General features: G+C 71.3%; 15 protein-coding genes. 9 read left to right on the plus strand and 6 right to left on the minus strand.

Annotated features, from left to right (window positions below; genetic code table 11):
- Positions 1-27: 27 nt before the first annotated feature.
- Both CLM62_RS18230 and CLM62_RS18235 read right to left on the minus strand, forming a co-directional pair.
- The gene (locus CLM62_RS18230; RefSeq protein WP_095750939.1) at positions 28-1644 is read right to left on the minus strand and encodes an IclR family transcriptional regulator C-terminal domain-containing protein; all 1617 of its coding nucleotides are present in this window, start codon (positions 1642-1644) and stop codon (positions 28-30) included.
- Positions 1645-1840: 196 nt separating this feature from the next.
- Positions 1841-3139: a M6 family metalloprotease domain-containing protein gene (locus CLM62_RS18235; RefSeq protein ID WP_095750940.1), complete on the minus strand. Its 1299-nt coding sequence runs from the start codon at positions 3137-3139 to the stop codon at positions 1841-1843.
- Positions 3140-3421: 282 nt separating this feature from the next.
- Between CLM62_RS18235 and CLM62_RS18240 the strand changes: the two genes are divergently transcribed.
- Together CLM62_RS18240 and CLM62_RS18245 are read left to right on the plus strand one after the other, a co-directional pair.
- A complete protein-coding gene (locus CLM62_RS18240; protein WP_373559157.1) occupies positions 3422-4075 on the plus strand; it encodes a TetR/AcrR family transcriptional regulator in 654 nt (217 codons plus the stop codon).
- Between the two features lie 172 nt (positions 4076-4247).
- Positions 4248-5789, plus strand: coding sequence for an MFS transporter (locus CLM62_RS18245; protein ID WP_095750994.1), 1542 nt, complete (start codon positions 4248-4250; stop codon positions 5787-5789).
- A 123-nt stretch (positions 5790-5912) separates the two neighbouring features.
- Here the strand turns inward: CLM62_RS18245 and CLM62_RS18250 are convergent, their stop codons facing one another.
- Positions 5913-6437, minus strand: a complete 525-nt coding sequence (locus tag CLM62_RS18250; protein WP_179382136.1) for a MarR family transcriptional regulator — start codon at positions 6435-6437, stop codon at positions 5913-5915.
- Between the two features lie 155 nt (positions 6438-6592).
- On the opposite strand from CLM62_RS18250, the gene CLM62_RS18255 reads away from it, so the two are divergent.
- The gene (locus CLM62_RS18255; RefSeq protein WP_095750941.1) at positions 6593-7381 is read left to right on the plus strand and encodes a dioxygenase; all 789 of its coding nucleotides are present in this window, start codon (positions 6593-6595) and stop codon (positions 7379-7381) included.
- 32 nt (positions 7382-7413) lie between these two features.
- On the opposite strand, the gene CLM62_RS18260 is transcribed toward CLM62_RS18255, so the two are convergent.
- A complete protein-coding gene (locus CLM62_RS18260) occupies positions 7414-7932 on the minus strand; it encodes a GNAT family N-acetyltransferase (RefSeq protein ID WP_095750942.1) in 519 nt (172 codons plus the stop codon).
- A gap of 172 nt (positions 7933-8104) precedes the next feature.
- Here CLM62_RS18260 and CLM62_RS18265 point away from each other — a divergent pair, with 172 nt between their 5' ends.
- Entirely contained in the window at positions 8105-9106 is a 1002-nt protein-coding gene (locus CLM62_RS18265) for an RNA polymerase sigma factor RpoD/SigA (protein WP_095750943.1), read from the plus strand.
- A gap of 438 nt (positions 9107-9544) precedes the next feature.
- On the opposite strand, the gene CLM62_RS18270 is transcribed toward CLM62_RS18265, so the two are convergent.
- Positions 9545-10510 carry a YafY family protein gene (locus CLM62_RS18270; protein WP_095750996.1) on the minus strand — a complete coding sequence of 322 codons (966 nt, stop codon included), beginning with the start codon at positions 10508-10510 and terminating at the stop codon, positions 9545-9547.
- Between the two features lie 63 nt (positions 10511-10573).
- Between CLM62_RS18270 and CLM62_RS18275 the strand changes: the two genes are divergently transcribed.
- The 5 genes from CLM62_RS18275 to CLM62_RS18295 all read left to right on the plus strand — a co-directional run bounded on the left by CLM62_RS18275 (position 10574) and on the right by CLM62_RS18295 (position 16722).
- Positions 10574-12097 carry an MFS transporter gene (locus CLM62_RS18275; protein ID WP_095750944.1) on the plus strand — a complete coding sequence of 508 codons (1524 nt, stop codon included), beginning with the start codon at positions 10574-10576 and terminating at the stop codon, positions 12095-12097.
- 174 nt (positions 12098-12271) lie between these two features.
- Positions 12272-13033, plus strand: a complete 762-nt coding sequence (locus CLM62_RS18280; protein WP_095750945.1) for a DeoR/GlpR family DNA-binding transcription regulator — start codon at positions 12272-12274, stop codon at positions 13031-13033.
- Positions 13030-13977 (plus strand): 1-phosphofructokinase, encoded by a 948-nt coding sequence (pfkB, locus tag CLM62_RS18285; protein WP_095750946.1) that lies wholly within the window; start codon positions 13030-13032, stop codon positions 13975-13977. Before CLM62_RS18280 ends, pfkB begins: the two co-directional genes overlap by 4 nt.
- 304 nt (positions 13978-14281) lie before the next feature.
- Complete coding sequence (locus CLM62_RS18290) at positions 14282-16348, plus strand: fructose-specific PTS transporter subunit EIIC (protein ID WP_095750947.1); 2067 nt, start codon at positions 14282-14284, stop codon at positions 16346-16348.
- A gap of 119 nt (positions 16349-16467) precedes the next feature.
- A complete protein-coding gene (locus CLM62_RS18295; protein ID WP_095750948.1) occupies positions 16468-16722 on the plus strand; it encodes a hypothetical protein in 255 nt (84 codons plus the stop codon).
- 94 nt (positions 16723-16816) lie between these two features.
- Here the strand turns inward: CLM62_RS18295 and CLM62_RS18300 are convergent, their stop codons facing one another.
- Positions 16817-17563, minus strand: coding sequence for a DUF6227 family protein (locus CLM62_RS18300; RefSeq protein WP_095750949.1), 747 nt, complete (start codon positions 17561-17563; stop codon positions 16817-16819).
- Between the last annotated feature and the right edge of the window lie 165 nt (positions 17564-17728).

The raw sequence follows: 17728 nt of genomic DNA on the forward strand, positions 1-17728 counted from the left end.
TACGGCCCGGCCTCCCGCAGACCCCGCTCAGACCAGCGGCACCCGCGTGAACCGCCCCGCAACCCCCAGGTCCGCCTCGATCCGGGCGGCCGTCGCCGTCAGCTCCGGCAGGACGTCCCGGACGCACTCCTCGGCCGTGCGGCGGGCCGCGTGCAGGGCCACGTTCGCGGCGGCCACCACCCGGCCCGTACGGTCGCGGACCGGGACCGCGATCGAGCGCAGGCCTTCCTCCCACTCCTCGTCGACCAGGGCGTAGCCGCGCGCCCGCACCTCCGCCGGCGCGCCCGCATCCCCGGCGTCCGCCAGCAGCACGCGGCCCAGTGACGTCGCGGCGGCCGGCAGCCGCGTGCCGACCGTGATGTCCACGCTCATCACCCGGCTCGCGGCCGCCCGGGCCGTGACCTGGACCTCCTCGCCCGAGGCGGTCAGCACCGCCAGCGACGCCGACTCCTGCACCCGGGCGGCCAGATCGGCCAGGTGCGGGCCCGCGATCCGGGGGAGGGAGGTGCGGGACAGGGGCGGAAAGCCCAGCGACAGCACCCGCGGGGTGAGGACGAACGTGCGCCGCGCACCCGGCGCCACCAGCCCCAGGTGCTCGTACGTGAGCAACGCCCTGCGCGCCGTCGCCCGTGCCAGCCCCGTCGCCTGCGCCACCTCCGTGAGCGTCAGCTCCGCCCGGCCCTCCCCGAACGCGGTCAGCACGGTCAGCCCACGGGCGAGGGACTCGACGAACTCCCGGCCCAGCTCCTGCTTCGACGCCCCCGTCCAGGCCGCCAGGCCCGAGGGCGCCGCCCCCGCCTCCGCGTCCGGCGCCTCGCGCAGCTCGCGCTCCATGTCCGTCACCGCCGCCCGCAGCCGCGGCAGCAGTGTGTCGCGCAGATCCGCCGCCGTGTGCCGGCTCGTGTGGCTCACCACGCTCGCCACACAGGCGATCCGGCCGGTACCGGGATCACGTACGGGCACAGAGACCGCGACCAGCCCCGGTTCGATCAACTGGTCGTCCAACGCCCAGCCGTCCTCCCGCGCCCGCGCCGCCCGCCGCCCGAACTCCTCGTCGCTCTCGGTGTGTTCGCGTGGCGGTACGGCGGGAAAGCCCCGGTCCTCCGGATCCGCCGTCCGGCGCGCCCGCCACCCCCGCCAGTCCTCCGGTGTCCACTCCGACGCGAACAACGGGCCCGGTGCGGTGCGTTCGGCCGGCAGCAGATCGCCGATGCGGAAGCTGAGGGACATCGCGCGGCGGCGGGTGGCCTGGTGGATGAAGCGGATGCCGTCGCGGTCGCCGACCGCCAGCGACACCGACTCGTCGAGTTCGTCGGCGAGCGCGTCCGCGCGCGCGTCCAGCAGCGCGGGGAGGCGGAGTGCGGCCAGGTAGGCGTTGCCCAGTTCCATCAGACGCGGGGCCAGCACCACATCCCGGCCCTCGAGACGGACGTACTCCATGCGCGCGAGGGTGGAGGCGATCCGGTCGACCGTGGAGCGGGCGAGGCCGGTGGCCCGTTCCAGCCCGCTCGCGCTCAGCGTCCCGCCGGCCTCGGTCAGCCGCCGCAGCACGGTGACCCCACGGATCAACGGCGCGACCGCCTCCGCCGGTACGGCGGGGGAGTCGGCCGACTCCGGTGCGTCCAGGGTCGTCTCAGCGGGCATCGGATCTCCGGTACGGCGGTCGGGGCAGCCCTACGGTAATCCGGAAGCGGCCACCTTTCGGCCGCGCGACCGGGCAGCAGGCCCCGAACGCCCCGGACATCCCGCACCACCCCTACCGCCGCGTCACCCGCACCACCCCTACCGCCGTGTCACCAGCACCAACCCCTACCTACCGCCGCGTCACCCGTATCAACCCCTACCGCCACGTCACCCGCACCCGCACCCGATGGTCGCCCTCGCCCCCGAGGCCCGTGTCCGCCCCCGCCACCACGATCCGGATGCCGCGCCGCAGATCCCGGAACTCCTCGCCGGGGGCGAACGTCGCGTCGGAGAGTTCCGCGTGGACGTTCGGGCTGCGGGTGCAGCCCCCGCTGTCCCGCCGGGAGTCGTACACCGTCACCGGCCCCCGGCCGGTGTCCACCTCCGCGTCGACCTGGTAGATCAGCACGCCCGGCCGGCACACGTTCTCGTCGTTGCCCTCGCCGGTGCGCAGTTCGACGGCGTATCCGCTGTGCGGGTCGACGGGCACGAAGACCAGCTTCGGGCCGCCCGCCCGGGCCAGCGGCGTCAGCGTGTACTCCGTCGTCCCCCGCGCCGTCACACAGCTCACCTGTGTGGTGTCCAGCCAGCCCAGCTTCCACTTGTGCCAGCCGAGCAGGTCGTTGTTGGCCCCCCAGTCCTCGCTCATGATGTCCCAGTGGCCGACCGCGCCCCCGCCCTCCTGCGTGTAGAGGTCGGGCAGGCCGAAGACATGGCCGTTCTCGTGGGGAAGGACGCGGTAGCCGGTCCGCGCGTAGGAGCCGGAGCCGTCGTCCTGGCGGGAGTAGACGAAGGAGGCGTTGGCGACGGGGACGCCGTCGGCGACCGGGGCTTCCGCGTTGCCGGCGAACGTCACCGACAGGACCGTGTCCAGCGCGGACGGCCCGGCGTTCGGCGTCATCAGCACGTTCACGAAGTCGTACGACCGGAAGTCCACCTCGGGATCGGCCGCGGCCACGATGTCCTGGACCAACTGCCGGTAGCCGGGGTCGAAGGGGGCGCCGCGCTCTATGCCGTACGCCTTGAACGGCTTGGGCATCCGCAGCCAGTCGGGCAGTGGGGTCTCGGGCCGGTAGTCGAGACGGCCGTAGGAACTGGTGCGGAACCACTGCTGGGTCTGCGGGAAGAACTCCCGGAACCGGCTCTGCGCGTCTCCCGGACCGGGCGCGTCGGAGAAGTCGACCATCAGGGTGAGGGCGCGGACGGTGCCCGTGGAACGGGAGTAGCCGGCCGGGGTGGGCACGCCCTCCGACAGCTGGACCGTCGGGGCGCCGCTGATCATGCACGGGGCGTGGGACGGGGAACGGGCGACGGCGATCGGCCCCGCCCCGGCCGGAGTGGGGCCCGGCGAGAGGGCTCCGGTGCCGGCCGAGGTGCTCACCGCGAAGGTCAGCGCGGTCACGGAGGTCAGGGCGGCCGCGCGGCGCGGGCGTATTCGATGGCGGAGCGGCTGCATGCGGGGGCCTTTCCGTCCACGGCAGCCGCCGGTCTCCGGCTGCACCCTTGCGCTCACCCTGTGTCGGGGGGTGCGCGGGCGCGCGTTGGATGGGCCGAACGTGGGTTTCCCGCCCGAGGACTTGTGACTCAGGTCACAAGAGATTCTCGGAAGGGCGGGAAATAACCGGGGATCGTTTCCCCGTTTAGCCATGTGTCCGAGCGAAACGGGGACTGCTTCCCCGGATCGAACTCGGACATCGGATCGAATCCACATCGCTTCGTCGCTTCGAGGAGGTACACCGTGCAGACCGTGACGTCTCCGAAGCCCGTGCAGCCCAAGGTGTCCCGGCCGCGCGCCGACGCCCTGCGCAACCGGGAGCGGATCGTCACCGCCGCCCGGGAGATGTTCGTCGAGCTGGGCCCGGACGTGCCGCTCGACGAGATCGCCCGCCGGGCCGGCGTCGGCAACGCCACGGTGTACCGCAACTTCCCCGACCGTGACGCGCTGGTGCGCGAGGTCGTCTGCTCGGTCATGGACCGTACGGCCCGCGCGGCCGAGACGGCGCTCATGGAGACCGGGGACGCCTTCGAGGCGCTGGAGCGGTTCGTGCACGCGTCAGCCGACGAGCGGGTCACCGCGATGTGCCCGATGGTCCAGAGCACGTTCGACAAGAACCACCCGGACCTGGAGGACGCACGCGAACGCCTTGAGCAGACCGTCGAGAAGATCATGGAGCGCGCCCGGGCGGCCGGACAGCTCCGCCCCGACGTGGGCGTCGGCGACCTGATGGTCGCCGTGGCCCAGCTCAGCCGGCCCCCGGCGGGCACCGCCTGCCTCAGCGCCGACCGCTTCCTGCACCGACACCTGCAACTGTTCATCGACGGACTGCGGGCCCCGGCCCGCTCCACCCTGCCGGGCACGGCCACGACCATGAAGGAGCTGCGCCAGGCCTGACCATCAGCTCTGACAGACCAGCCCTGACAGACCAGTCCTGACAGATCAGCCCTGACCGATTAGTTCAGCGCTCCACCAAAGTCACCACATCAGCTTCTCGGCCGTCACCGACGACGAGCCGTCCCCTTCACACACGCTTTTTCCGTCACGAAGTCCCGAAGTGGGTATCTCCATGTCTGAAACAGCCGCAAAGGCTCCTGGCGTCGCGGGCAAGGCCCCCGACGCCAACCGCTGGAAAGCGCTCGTCTTCATCGCGCTGGCCCAGCTGATGGTCGTGCTCGACGCGACCATCGTGAACATCGCCCTCCCGTCCGCCCAGCAGGACCTGGGGATATCCGACGGCAACCGGCAGTGGGTCGTCACGGCCTACGCCCTGGCCTTCGGCGGTCTCCTCCTCTTCGGCGGCCGGATCGCCGACCTGTGGGGCCGTAAGCGCACCTTCGTCCTCGGCCTCGGCGGCTTCGCCGCCGCCTCCGCGCTGGGCGGCGCGGCCACCAACGAGGCGATGATGTTCGGCTCCCGTGCCCTGCAGGGCGTCTTCGGTGCCCTGCTCGCCCCGGCCGCGCTCTCCCTGCTCGCCGTGATGTTCACGGACGCCAAGGAGCGCGCCAAGGCGTTCGGCATCTACGGCGCGATCGCCGGTGGCGGCGGCGCCGTCGGTCTGATCCTCGGCGGCTTCCTCACCGAGTACCTGGACTGGCGCTGGACGTTCTTCGTGAACATCCCGTTCGCCATCGTGGCCGCGGCCGGCGCCTACCTCGTCATCCGTGAGCCGGAGGGCGGCCGCAACCGCAACCCGCTCGACATCCCCGGCGTCCTGCTGTCCACCCTCGGTCTGGTCGCGCTGGTGTACGGCTTCACCCGCGCCGAGTCCGACGGCTGGAGCGACTCCCTGACCATCGGCATGTTCGTCGCCTCGGCCGTGCTGCTGATCGCCTTCGTGCTCGTCGAGGCGAGGGTCAAGGCCCCGCTGCTGCCGCTGCGCGTGATCACCGAGCGCAACCGCGGCGGCGTCTACCTCTCCCTGGGCCTCGCTATCATCGCGATGTTCGGCCTGTTCCTCTTCCTGACCTACTACCTGCAGATCGTGAAGGGCTACTCGCCGGTCAAGACCGGCTTCGCCTTCATGCCGATGATCGTCGGCATGATCACGGGCTCCACCCAGATCGGCACCCGCCTGATGACCCGGGTCGCGCCGCGCCTGCTGATGGGCCCCGGCTTCCTGGTCGCCGCTCTCGGCATGCTGCTGCTGACCCAGATGGAGATCGATTCCTCGTACGCGGCCCTGCTGCTGCCGGGGATGCTGCTGCTCGGCCTCGGCATGGGTACGGCGTTCATGCCGGCCATGTCCCTGGCCACGCAGGGCGTCGAGCCGCGGGACTCCGGTGTCGCCTCGGCGATGGTCAACACCTCACAGCAGGTGGGCGGCGCGATCGGCACGGCGCTGCTGAACACGATCGCCGCGTCGGCCACCACGTCGTACATCGCGGACAACATCGGCTCCGCCACCAGCCGGTCCCAGCAGCAGCTGGTCCAGCTGGAGGGCCAGGTGCAGGGCTACACCAGCGCGATCTGGTTCGCCGTCGGCATCCTGGTCGTGGCCGCGGCCATCGCCCTGACCTTCATCAACGCCGGCCGTCCGGACACCAGCCCGGTGGCGGGCTCCGGCGAGTCGGCCGAGGATGAACTGGCGGTGCCGGTCGTCGCCCACTGAGCCTCACCGGGCTTGACGACGACCGTCCGGACGTACCCCCTTCGGGCCATCCGTACGTACGGGGATGGGGACGCTCCGTACGTACGACCCCAGGACCTGCCCCGGCTCTGCTGACCGAGCGGCTCAGCGGAGCCAGGGCAGGTCCGCACCTGCTTCGTTCGGCTGGAGTCCCTCGGCGATGATCTCCATGATCTCGCCGAGGGACTTCTGCTGTTCGGGGGTGAGCCGGTCGAACACCGCGTTCCGTACGGCCGCCACATGGCCCGGCGCGGCCCGCTTCAGCACTTCGAAGCCCGCGTCCGTCAGCACCGCGAACTGGCCCCGCTTGTCGGAGGGGCAGTCCTCGCGCCGTACCCAGCCGTTCTTCTCCAGGCGGGCGACGGCGTGCGAGAGGCGGGAGCGGGTGATCTTCGCGTGCATGGCCAGCTCGGTCATGCGCAGCCGCCGCAGCGGGGAGTCGGCCAGCTTGACGAGGAGGCCGTAGTAGATGTGCGGCATGCCCGCGTCCCGTTGGAGCTGGCGGTCCATGTGGTCCTCCAGCAGGAGGGAGGCATGGATGTACGAGCGCCAGATGCGCTGTTCCTCGGCGGTGAGCCAGCGGGGCTCCTCACGGATTTTCTCTGCGGGTGCGGATGTGGATGCCTTCATGTACTCCACTGTACGAGAGCACTCCTTGAATCTTAAACCAATGTGCCGTAAGGTTTACACGCGTCAGCAGCCTTTTGTCTACGCGTCAGTAGCTTAGATCTACGCGCCAGTAGCTTGAGGCTTCAAGCGAGTTTTGGCCGGAAGGAGCCGCCGCCATGTCAGCAGTCGCCCAGGAGCGCATGCCGGCGCTCTACCTCAGCCACGGCGCCCCACCGCTGGCGGACGACCCGATCTGGCCCGGCGAACTCGCCGCCTGGTCGGCCGGCCTGCCACGCCCCAAGGCGATCCTCATGGTCTCCGCCCACTGGGAGGAGGCCCCGCTCGCCATCGGTGCCATCGAGACGGTCCCTCTCGTCTACGACTTCTGGGGCTTCCCCGAGCACTACTACAAGGTCACGTACGCGGCCCCTGGCGCCCCCGAACTCGCCGAGTCCGTACGGAAGTTGCTGCGCACTCCGGGCACGCCGGTGCAGAACGTCCCGGACCGTGGCCTCGACCACGGAGCCTACGTCCCGCTGGTCGAGATGTTCCCCGAAGCCGACATTCCGGTCCTGCAGATCTCCATGCCGACCCTCGACCCGGTGCGCCTCATGGAGATCGGCCGCAAGCTGGCGCCGCTGCGCGACGAGGGCGTGCTGATCGTCGGCTCCGGCTTCTTCACCCACAACCTGGCCGCCCTGCGGCACGAGGGAGGGGTGCCGGGCTGGTCGGCCGAGTTCGACGACTGGGGCCGGCGCGCGCTGGAGTCCGCCGACGTGGACGCGCTGCTCGACTTCCTCCGCAAGTCCCCGGCGGGCCGGCTCGCCCACCCGCGCACCGAGCACTTCGCGCCCCTGTTCGTGACGCTGGGCGCGGCGGACGTTGCCGGCGAGCTGGGGGAACAGAAGTCGGTGATCGACGGGTTCTGGTTCGGGATGGCCAAGCGGTCGGTGCAGTTCGGCTGACGGGCTCGATCGGCCGCTGGGGTCTGTTGGCGCTAGAGCTCCTTCTCGTACCAGGCCACGTCCCAGTAGCGGCCGAACTTCCGGCCGACCTCCCGGTATGTCCCCACGTACCGGAAGCCGAAGCGCTCGTGCAGCCGCGTGGACGCCTCGTTCGGCTGCGCGATGCCCGCGTAGGCGCGGTGCAGATCCTCGTCGGCCAGGGCCTCGAAGAGCGCCTTGTAGAGGAGCGTGCCGATGCCGCGGCGGCCGGCGTGCGGGGCGACGTAGACCGTGGTCTCCACCGAGGTCACGTACGCGGGCTTCGCGCGGTAAGGGCTGGATGTGACGTAGCCAAGAATCCGCTGAGAGTCCGTGTCCATGGCAACCATCAGGCGGTACGGGCCGTCTTCAGGGTGGGAGAGCAGCCACGGGCGGCGCTCTTCCGGAGTGAAGACGGCGGTATCGAATGTGATGGGCGTCTCACGTACGTAGTGGTTGTAGAGGTCGGTGAGGGCTTCGAGGTCACTCTCGACTCCCGGCCTGACCTGCACCTCTGTACGCTCCGACGACATCACGCCTCCTCGTGTGGCGGCACAGGGTACTGCATGATCAGAAAAATAGTGGGGTGGGTTGGGAATTCTGTCCTGATTCCAGTCGTTGTTTCCATCAGATGCCGGGCACCCGAGGAGAGTGCCAAGCGTCTTAAGGACCACCCGCTGACCTCACCATCGCAAGGGAGCACGCATGGCAACCCGTGCCGTCGCCCGTCGTCAGTCCGCCACCACCGGCGAGACGGTCGACGCGGCACGCAGTGTTCGCGCCCACGCCGGAGAGATCGCCGATCGTGACCTGGTCGGCATGTACCTCGACGAGATCGCGCGCACACCACTGCTCGACGCCGCCAAGGAGGTCGAGCTGTCCCAGATCATCGAGGCGGGTGTGTTCGCACGACAGATCCTCGACGGATACGAGGAGCCCAAGGCGGACGCCACCCGCGAGGAGCTCGAGGCCCTGGTCGCCGAAGGCGAGCGGGCCAAGGACATCTTCATCCGCTCCAACCTCCGCCTGGTCGTCGCGGTCGCCCGCCGCTACCCCCGTAGTGGCCTTCCGCTCCTCGACCTGATCCAGGAGGGCAACGCCGGTCTGGTGCGCGCGGTCGAGAAGTTCGACTACCGCAAGGGCTTCAAGTTCTCGACGTACGCGACCTGGTGGATCCGCCAGGCGATCACCCGCTCGATAGCGGACCAGTCGCGCACGATCCGCCTGCCCGTCCACCTGGTGGAGGAGCTGGGCCGGATCCGACGCGTGCAGCGCGAGTTCAACCGTGAGCACGGCCGGGACCCGGAGCCCGCGGAGATCGCCGCGGAGCTCGGCTCGAACCCGGAGCGCGTGGTGGACGTCCTGGACTGGGCCCGCGACCCGGTCTCCCTGAACATGTCGGTGGACGACGAGGGCGAGACCCAGTTCGGCGACCTGCTCGAGGACACCTCCGCTGTCTCGCCGGAGCAGTCCGTCCTGACCCTCCTGCGCAGCGAGGAGCTGGACGACCTGATCGGCCGCCTCGACCAGCGCACGGCCTCCATCATCAAGATGCGGTACGGCATCGAGGACGGCCGGGAGCGCACGCTGACCGAGGTCGGCAAGGAGCACGGCCTGACGCGCGAGCGCATCCGCCAGATCGAGAAGCACGCGCTGCTGGAGCTGAAGAAGCTGGCCCGCCAGACCGGCTTCGACGCGGCGGCGTGACGCCTCCCCTTAGTGGGCGGCGTACGCCGGGTGGCGAAAGACAGCGCAAACATGGCGATGACACGCCGCTTCAACCGACGGGGCCAGGGAACAAGACTTCAGGGGCCGGGAGTTCGGGCCGGGAGAGCATCCCGGATCTCCGATCCCGGACCCTGATCCCAGACCTTGATCCCAGCCCCCTGACCACTGAGCCAAGTCCCGACGCACTCCCCCCGGCGCCGGGACTCTCCCCGAGCCGGACTTCGGCGCCCTTCCCCCCGGGTGCCGGGGTCCGGCTCGCCTCTGCCCAGGCCCTGTCGTGCGGGCACGCAGAAGGGCGGGACAGCACGCAGAAAGGCGGGACACCCCGAACCTGAACCCCGGGGTGGCCCGCCGAAGGGGTGATTCTGTCACATCGTCACAGCGTCGCCGATCGGCCGACGCACGGGGCGCCGCATGTCACCCAGCCCCCGCCCGGGCCAACCGCCCACCCAACTCCCGTACGCTTCGCGCCAGTTCCTCGGGCTCCCGCACCGTGAAGTCGAACCCGAGCATCGCCAAGCGGACCGCGAGCCACTCCACGGAGTCCCCGACGACTCCGCGCAGCACACACCCCCCGCCGTCGACCGCTTCCGGCACCCCCATCCACGCCGGCACCCGAGCCGCGACCGCCTCCGCAGCCGCATCGAACGTCACTGTGAACCCGTACGTCTCCTGCTTCCCGCGCATCGACTGCCGCAGATACTCGGCCGCGCTCCCCGTCGGCAACTCCCGCGGAGCGAACCGCGCCCCGGTCGCGAACGGCTCGTTCACCCGGTCGACCCGGAACGTGCGCCAGTCGCCCCGATCGAGGTCGTACGCGACGAGATACCACCGCCGCCCGGTCGACACGAGCCGATACGGCTCGACCACGCGCCGCGACTCGGCCCCGTCCCTGGCCCGGTAGGCGAACCGCAACCGCTCCCGCCCGGCCACCGTCGAGGCCATCACGGTCAGCGTCTCGGGCGCGATACTCGCCCCGTCTCCGCTGGTCAGCGGTGTCGTCGCGGCCTGCAGCGTGGCCACGCGGTGTCGCAGCCGGGACGGCAGCACCTGTTCCAGCTTGGCCAGCGCCCGCACCGACGCCTCGTCCACGCCCTCAAGCGCGTGCCCGGCCCCGGCCCGCAGCCCGACCGCGATCGCCACCGCCTCCTCGTCGTCGAGCACGAGCGGCGGCATCGCCTTGCCCGCGACCAGCCGGTACCCGCCCTCCGCCCCCTTCGTCGCCTGTACGGGATAGCCCAGCTCACGCAGCCGGTCTATGTCCCGCCGGACCGTACGGCGCGAGACCCCGAGTCGCTCGGAGAGCTCGCCGCCGGGCCATTCGCGGGGCGTCTGGAGGAGGGAGAGGAGCTGGAGGAGCCGTGCCGGAGTGTCCGTCGTCATGAATCCGAGGATGCCGCAGTAATAGGCCAGGATCTGACCTAGTGAGCCCATAGCTTGGGGAACATGACCTCCACCGAGCCCACCTCCAGTGAGCCTCAGCAGCCCACCGCAGGCGACCGCCGCCGCTGGTTCGCCCTCGCCATCGTGATGACCGCGGCCTTCATGGACCTGGTCGACGTCACGATCGTCAATATCGCCATCCCGTCGCTCCAGCTGAACGCGGGCGCCTCCGACAGCCAGATCCAGTGGATCACCGCCGGCTACGCGCTAGCCTTCGCCGCCGGCCTGATCACCGGCGGACGTCTCGGCGACATCCACGGCCGCAAGCGGCTGTTCCTGATCGGCATCGGCGGCTTCACCGTCGCCTCCGCACTGTGCGGCTTCGCCGCGAACCCGGAGATGCTGGTCGCCTCGCGCATCCTGCAGGGCGCCATGGCGGCGCTGATGGTGCCGCAGGTCCTGTCGATCGTGCACGCCACCTTCCCGGCCCACGAGCGGGGCAAGGTGTTCGGCCTCTTCGGCGCGGTCGTGGGGCTGGGGGCCGTCTCCGGTCCGCTGCTCGGCGCGCTGCTGACCGAGTGGAACCTGTTCGGCCTGGAGTGGCGGCCCATCTTTCTGATCAACCTGCCGGTCGGCATCCTGGGACTGATCCTGGGCAGCCGCTTCATCACCGAGTCCAAGGCGCCGAAGGCACTGAAGCTGGACCTCGTCGGGGTCGCCCTGGTCGTCGTCGCCCTGCTGATGCTGCTCTACCCGCTCACGCGCGGCCGCGAGCTGGACTGGCCGCTGTGGGGGTACGTCTCGATGGCCGGCTCGCTCGTCGTGTTCGCCGCGCTGGTGGCGTACGAGCGGCGCAAGGCGGCACGCGACGGCTCCCCGCTGATCGAACTGTCCCTGTTCAAGGTGAAGAGCTTCGCGGCCGGTATCGCCGTACAGACGGCCTTCGGTGTCGTGCTGGGCATCTTCTTCCTGGTGTGGACCCTGTACCTGCAGGTCGGCCTGGGCTGGCGGCCGCTGCGGGCCGGGCTGACCGGCGTGCCCTTCTCGATCGCCGTGTCGCTGGCGGCCGGGCTGTCGGTGCAACAGCTCGTCCCGCGCTTCGGCCGCAAGGTGCTCCAGGCGGGCGCGCTGGTGATGGCGGTCGGCATCCTGCTCTACCTCTGGGAGGCCGAGCGGTACGGCCTCGGCATCGCCCCTTGGCAGATGGCGCTGCCGCTGGCCGTGATGGGCCTCGGCATGGGCCTGATCGTCGCCCCGCTGACGGACGCCATCCTCTCCGAGGTGCCGCGCGAACACTCGGGCTCGGCCTCGGGCCTCCTCAACACGGTGCTGCAGATGGGCAACGCGCTCGGCCTCGGTCTGGTCTCGGTGGTCTTCTTCGGCGTCATCGACGACAACCTGCGCCCCAGCCAGGTGGGCCCGGCCTTCACCGACGCCTTCCAGTACGCCCTGGGCTGGGTCGCGGCGCTCATGACGGCCATCTTCCTGCTGATGTTCGCCCTGCCGAAGCGGCCGGCGCTGCGTGGGGCAGGGGCCGATCCGGAGCTCGGGGCGGAGGCGGAGAAGGAGCCCGAGTTCGTGTCGTGAGCTGTACGGCGGAAGGGCCCGGCACCTCCGTGCCGGGCCCTTCGCGTTACGCCCGGACCCACACGTAAGTCCGTTCATGCCCGAATCACGTCCGACCCTGTTTACTTTCCGGAAATCCGGGCGTAGCCTCCCACCGAAACAACAAGTTCGGGCACAGGTCGGAGGCGAACGGACATGTACGCACCGGAGCGGCAGCAGGAGATCCTCCGGCTCGCCCGTGACGGCGGGCGGGTGGACGTGGTGTCGCTGGCCGAGGAGTTCCAGGTCACGGCGGAGACGATCCGCCGGGACCTGAAGGCCCTCGACCGCGCCGGCCTCGTCCGCCGGGTGCACGGCGGCGCCATCCCGGCCGGCCGCCTCGACTTCGAGCCGGACCTCGCCGAGCGCGAGACGACGGCGGCCGACGAGAAGGACCACATCGCCAAGGCGGCCCTCGCGGAACTGCCGACCGAGGGCACGATGGTCCTCGACGCCGGGACGACGGTCGCCCGCCTGGCCGCCGCCATCCCCCTGGAGGCCTCGCTCACCGTCGTCACGCACAGCCTGCCGATCGCCGCCCGCCTCGCCGACCACCCCGGCATCCAGCTCCACCTCGTCGGGGGGCGCGTACGGCACCGTACGCGCGCCGCCGTGGACGCCTGGGCGCTGCGGGCATACGGCGAGATCCGAGCCGATGTGCTGTTCGTGGCGGCCAACGGCTTCTCCGCCGAGCACGGCCTGACCACACCCGACCTCGCCGAGGCCGCCGTGAAGCGCGCGGCACTGGCCGCCGCCCGCCGCGTGGTGCTGCTCGCCGACTCCTCCAAGCACGGCCAGGAGCACTTCGCCCGCTTCGGCGACCTGAGCGACGTGGACCTGCTGATCACCGACAGCCGGCTGAGCCCCGAAGACGCCACCGCGATCGAGCGCGGCGGCACGGAAGTAGTGCGCGCATGATCCTCACCGTCACCCCCAACCCCTCCCTGGACCGCACGTACGAGGTCCCCTCGCTGGAGCGCGGAGAGGTCATCCGCGCCACCGGCGAGCGCATGGACCCCGGCGGCAAGGGCGTGAACGTCTCGCGCGCCGTCTCGGCCGCCGGACAGCGCACGGTCGCGGTCCTGCCCCTGGGTGGTGCGCCGGGCGCACTCGTCGCCGATCTGCTCGACGCGCAGGGAATCGAGGTCGCGCCGGTGCCGGTCGCCGGAGCCACCCGCTCCAACATCGCCCTCGCGGAGTCGGACGGGGTCCTGACGAAGATCAACGCGCCGGGGCCCGAGCTGTCCGCCGCCGAGCAGGAACTCCTCCTGGAGACGATGCGCGTACAGTCGCGCGACGCCGCCTGGATCGCGTGCTGCGGAAGCCTGCCCCGCGGGCTCACACCGTCGTGGTACGCCGAACTGGTCGCGCGGGCGCACGCCGCCGGCGCGCGCATCGCGCTCGACACCTCCGGACCCGCGCTCCTCGCGGCCCTGCGCGAGCGGCCCGACGTGGTGAAACCCAATGCCGAGGAACTCGCGGAGGCCGTCGGACGCCCCCTGTTCACCGTGGGCGACGCCGTGAAGGCGGCCGAGGAGTTGCGCGAGATGGGCGCGCGCGCCGTCCTCGCGAGCCTGGGCGCCGACGGGCAGCTGCTCGTGGACGACGCGGGCGCCTGGTTCGGCAGCGCGCGCGTGGACGTCGTACGCAGCAATGTGGGCGCCGGCGACTCCTCGCTCGCCGGCTTCCTGATCGCCGGCGGCAGCGGCCCGGAGGCACTGGCCTCCGCGGTCGCGCACGGCGCGGCGGCCGTACAACTGCCAGGCAGCGAGATGCCGACGCCGGGCGACCTGGACCCGGCGGCGGTGACCGTCACGGCCGAGGTACCGGCGGACCGCGTACTGAAGGAGCCGGTGTCATGACGTCGTACGTACTGTGTGGACCGGCCCTGAACATGCCGCACGTACTGTGTGGACCGGCCCCGAACATGCCGAACGTGCCGTGCGGGTCGGCCCCGACCGAGCTGAGTGGACCGGCCCGGAAGCGGCGAGGCTCCCCCTTACTCGCCGCGGCCGACGGACGGCAGGGGCACCTGAGCCGCCCTGCCGCCCAGTGGGGGCGGGGCCTCCCCTGCCCCGCCCCCACCCCCACAACCCCCCACCGCATCCCCGTCCCCCTTTCCGCCCACACCTCTCCACGGGCGATACGCGTGCGAAGGAGCCCGCGATGAGCGACATGATCACCGCGGACCTGGTCGATCTCGACCTGTCCGCCGACACCAAGGAAGCTGCGGCGCGTGCCCTCGCCGAGCGCATGGTCACCCTGGGCCGGGTGACCGACCTGGAGGGCTTCCTCGCCGACGTGGCCGCCCGCGAGGCACAGATGCCGACCGGCCTCGACGGCGGCATCGGCATCCCGCACTGCCGCAGCGAGCACGTCACCGAGCCGACGCTCGCCTTCGGGCGCAGCGCCGCCGGGATCGACTTCGGTGCCGCGGACGGCCCCGCCGACCTGATCTTCCTGATCGCCGCGCCCGCCGGCGCCGACGACGCCCACCTGACGATCCTGTCCTCGCTGGCCCGGCAGCTGATGAACGCCGAGTTCACCGACGCGCTGCGGTCGGCGGGGGACGCGGCGGCCGCGGCGGCGCTGATCCGCGGGGACGAGGCGCCGACGGTCGAGAAGACGGCCGGTTCCGAAGACTCCGCTGCGGCGTCGGCGGCGGCCTCCGCCGACGCCGCAGCGGGTACCGACGAGGGCGGGGCTTCCGAAGCGCGCGAGGAGCGCGAGGAGCGCCCCTTCCGTATCGTCGCCGTCACCTCCTGCCCCACCGGCATCGCCCACACCTACATGGCGGCCGAGTCCCTGGAGAACGCGGGCCGTGAGGCGGGCGTCGAACTCGTCGTCGAGACGCAGGGCTCGGCCGGTTTCACCCGGCTCGACCCGGCTGTCATCGCGGCCGCCGACGGCGTGATCTTCGCCCACGACGTGCCCGTACGCGACAAGGACCGCTTCGCCGGCAAGCCCACCGTCGACGTCGGCGTCAAGGCCGGCATCAACCGGCCCGCCGAGCTGATCACCGAGGTCCAGGGCAAGGCGGCACGCGGCGAGGTCACCGCCGGTTCCCCGGGCGCGACGCCCGTCGAACGCTCCGGCGACTCCGGCGAGGGCTACGGCACCAAGCTGCGCAAGTGGCTGATGTCCGGCGTCAGCTACATGGTCCCCTTCGTCGCCGCGGGCGGTCTGCTCATCGCCCTGGGCTTCGCGATCGGCGGCTGGAAGGTCGACAAGGCGCCGTCGGTGATGGAGCACTTCGTGTGGACCCAGACCGACAGCTGGGCGGCCCTGCTCTTCCAGATCGGCGGCGTGGCCTTCGGGTTCCTGGTCCCGGTCCTGGCGGGCTACATCGCCTACGGCATGGCGGACCGGCCCGGTATCGTCCCCGGGTTCGTCGGCGGCATGATCGCGTTCAACATCAACGCGGGCTTCCTCGGCGGCCTCGCGGCCGGTCTGATCGCCGGTGGCGTGGTGATGGCGATCCAGAAGGTCAACATCCCGGCGGCGCTGCGCGGCATCATGCCGGTGGTGGTGATCCCGCTGATCTCCTCGGCGATCGTCGGCTTCCTGATGTTCGTCGTGATCGGCAAACCCATCGCCGAGGCGCAGAAGGGCATGACCGACTGGCTGAACGGTCTGTCCGGCAGCAACGCCATCCTGCTCGGCGCCCTGCTCGGCCTGATGATGTGCTTCGACCTCGGCGGCCCGGTCAACAAGGTCGCGTACACCTTCGCCACCGCCGGTATCGCGGTCGCGAACCCCAGCGACTCCGCGATGAAGATCATGGCCGCGGTGATGGCGGCCGGCATGGTCCCGCCGCTCGCCATGGCCCTGGCCACGACGATCCGCGGCAAGCTGTTCACCCAGACCGAGCGCGAGAACGGCAAGGCCGCCTGGGTCCTGGGCGCCTCCTTCATCTCCGAGGGCGCGATCCCGTTCGCCGCGGCCGACCCGCTGCGCGTCATCCCGTCCTCGATGGTGGGCGGCGCGGTCACCGGCGCCCTGTCGATGGCCTTCGACGCCACTCTGCGCGCCCCGCACGGCGGCATTTTCGTCGTCCCGCTGATCGGCAACCCCTTCCTCTACCTGATCGCCATCGCGGCGGGCGTGGGCGTCACGACGGCGCTGGTCGTCGTCCTGAAGAGCATGCGCAAGCCGGCACCGGGCGGCCCGGCCCCCGAGGCGACGGAGACGGCCGCGGCGACGGCCGATCGGAAGCAGCCGGTCGCCGCGTAGGCATCTGCGAGGGCCGCGCGTAGGCATCGGCGAGAGCCGCGCGTAGGCATGGAGGCCGGCCTGCGAGATACGTCACGGTCCGGGACTCAGGTCCCGGACCGTGGTGTCTACTGGAGCGCATGCCTGAGCACGTCTCCGTCTACCAGCTGCTGGGGATGACCTTCCTCGTCCTGGTGACCGTCGCCTGGGGGTTCGGCCTGGCCCTCATGCTGCGCCACGGCCGCGGCGAGGCGGCCCTGTGGCGGGCCGCCCACACCCGGCCCACGCTTGCGCACCAGCGGCAGACCGGCCCCCCGCGTGAGTCCGTCGAACTGACCCCGGCGGAGGAAGACGCGTTCGAGGGTCTGGTACGACGGCTCAGCGCCGACCGCTGAGCCGCTCCCCGCGCCCGCCGAACGCGCACCGAGCCCGCTGCACGCGCCACGAGCCCGCTGCACGCGCCACGAGCCCGCTGCACGCGCCGCCCGCTCAGGAGAGCTGCGCAGCCCGCCGCTCCATCGCGTCCCTGGCCGCGTCCTCGCTCCCGTACACCTCGCACATGTGCCGCCCGTCGGGCGTCACCGTGTGCTCGACCTCCCAGAGGGAGACCTCCTCGCCGTCACGCAGCAGGAAGGCGTGCTCGTAGAGCGAGAAGCACAGCCCGGCACGGCCCGCCCGGCAGGGGCGCCCGAAAGCCTGCGTGATCTGGTACGCGCACGCCGTGGCCAGCAGCGCGGCCGTCTCCGCACCCGGCCGGTCCGGGTTCTCCGCCCGGCGCAGCACCCGGCGCGCGTGGTCCGCCGAGTCGCCCGGCAGATACGCGTGGCGCGGCGCCGGAACCGGCGACAGCTGCACCGTCACCGGCAGCTCGAAGTCCGGCGCGTCCGGCGGCAGCGGCAGCCGCGCGGTGGCGGTGCGCAGCTCCTCCTCGTCCACGTACACCTCGTGCTGCGGGACGCTGCCCGGGGCGGTGTTGTGGACGAGCTCCCACAGGGTGAGCGCCGAGCCGTCCGCGAGCAGCCAGGTGTGCCGGTACGTCTCGCGGTGCAGCCCCGCGCTGTGGTGCGCGGAGTGCAGCGAACTGTCGTGCGCCAGCGCGCAGTCCAGACGCCGTATCGTCTCGTCGGGCAACTCGAAGGAGTTCAGGGCACGGCCGAGGAGCCGCGCGAGGTGCTCCTCCGGAGACTCGGGCGACTCGGGTGGTTCGTACGCTGCTGTCTCGTACGGAACGCTCAAGGTTTCTCCCGGCGTTGCTGCATGTCACCTTGTGGGTGCATACCGTAGCCCCTCGGTCGGACATCATGTCCGGGAACCGAGAAAACGTACGCCCGGAAAACGTCCGGGCCGCGGGGAAAGTTCCCACGCGGCCCGATGATCCGTCAAAAACCGCCGGTCAGACGC

It is taken from the genome of Streptomyces sp. SA15, assembly GCF_002291145.1.
Classification (GTDB): Bacteria; Actinomycetota; Actinomycetes; order Streptomycetales; family Streptomycetaceae; genus Streptomyces.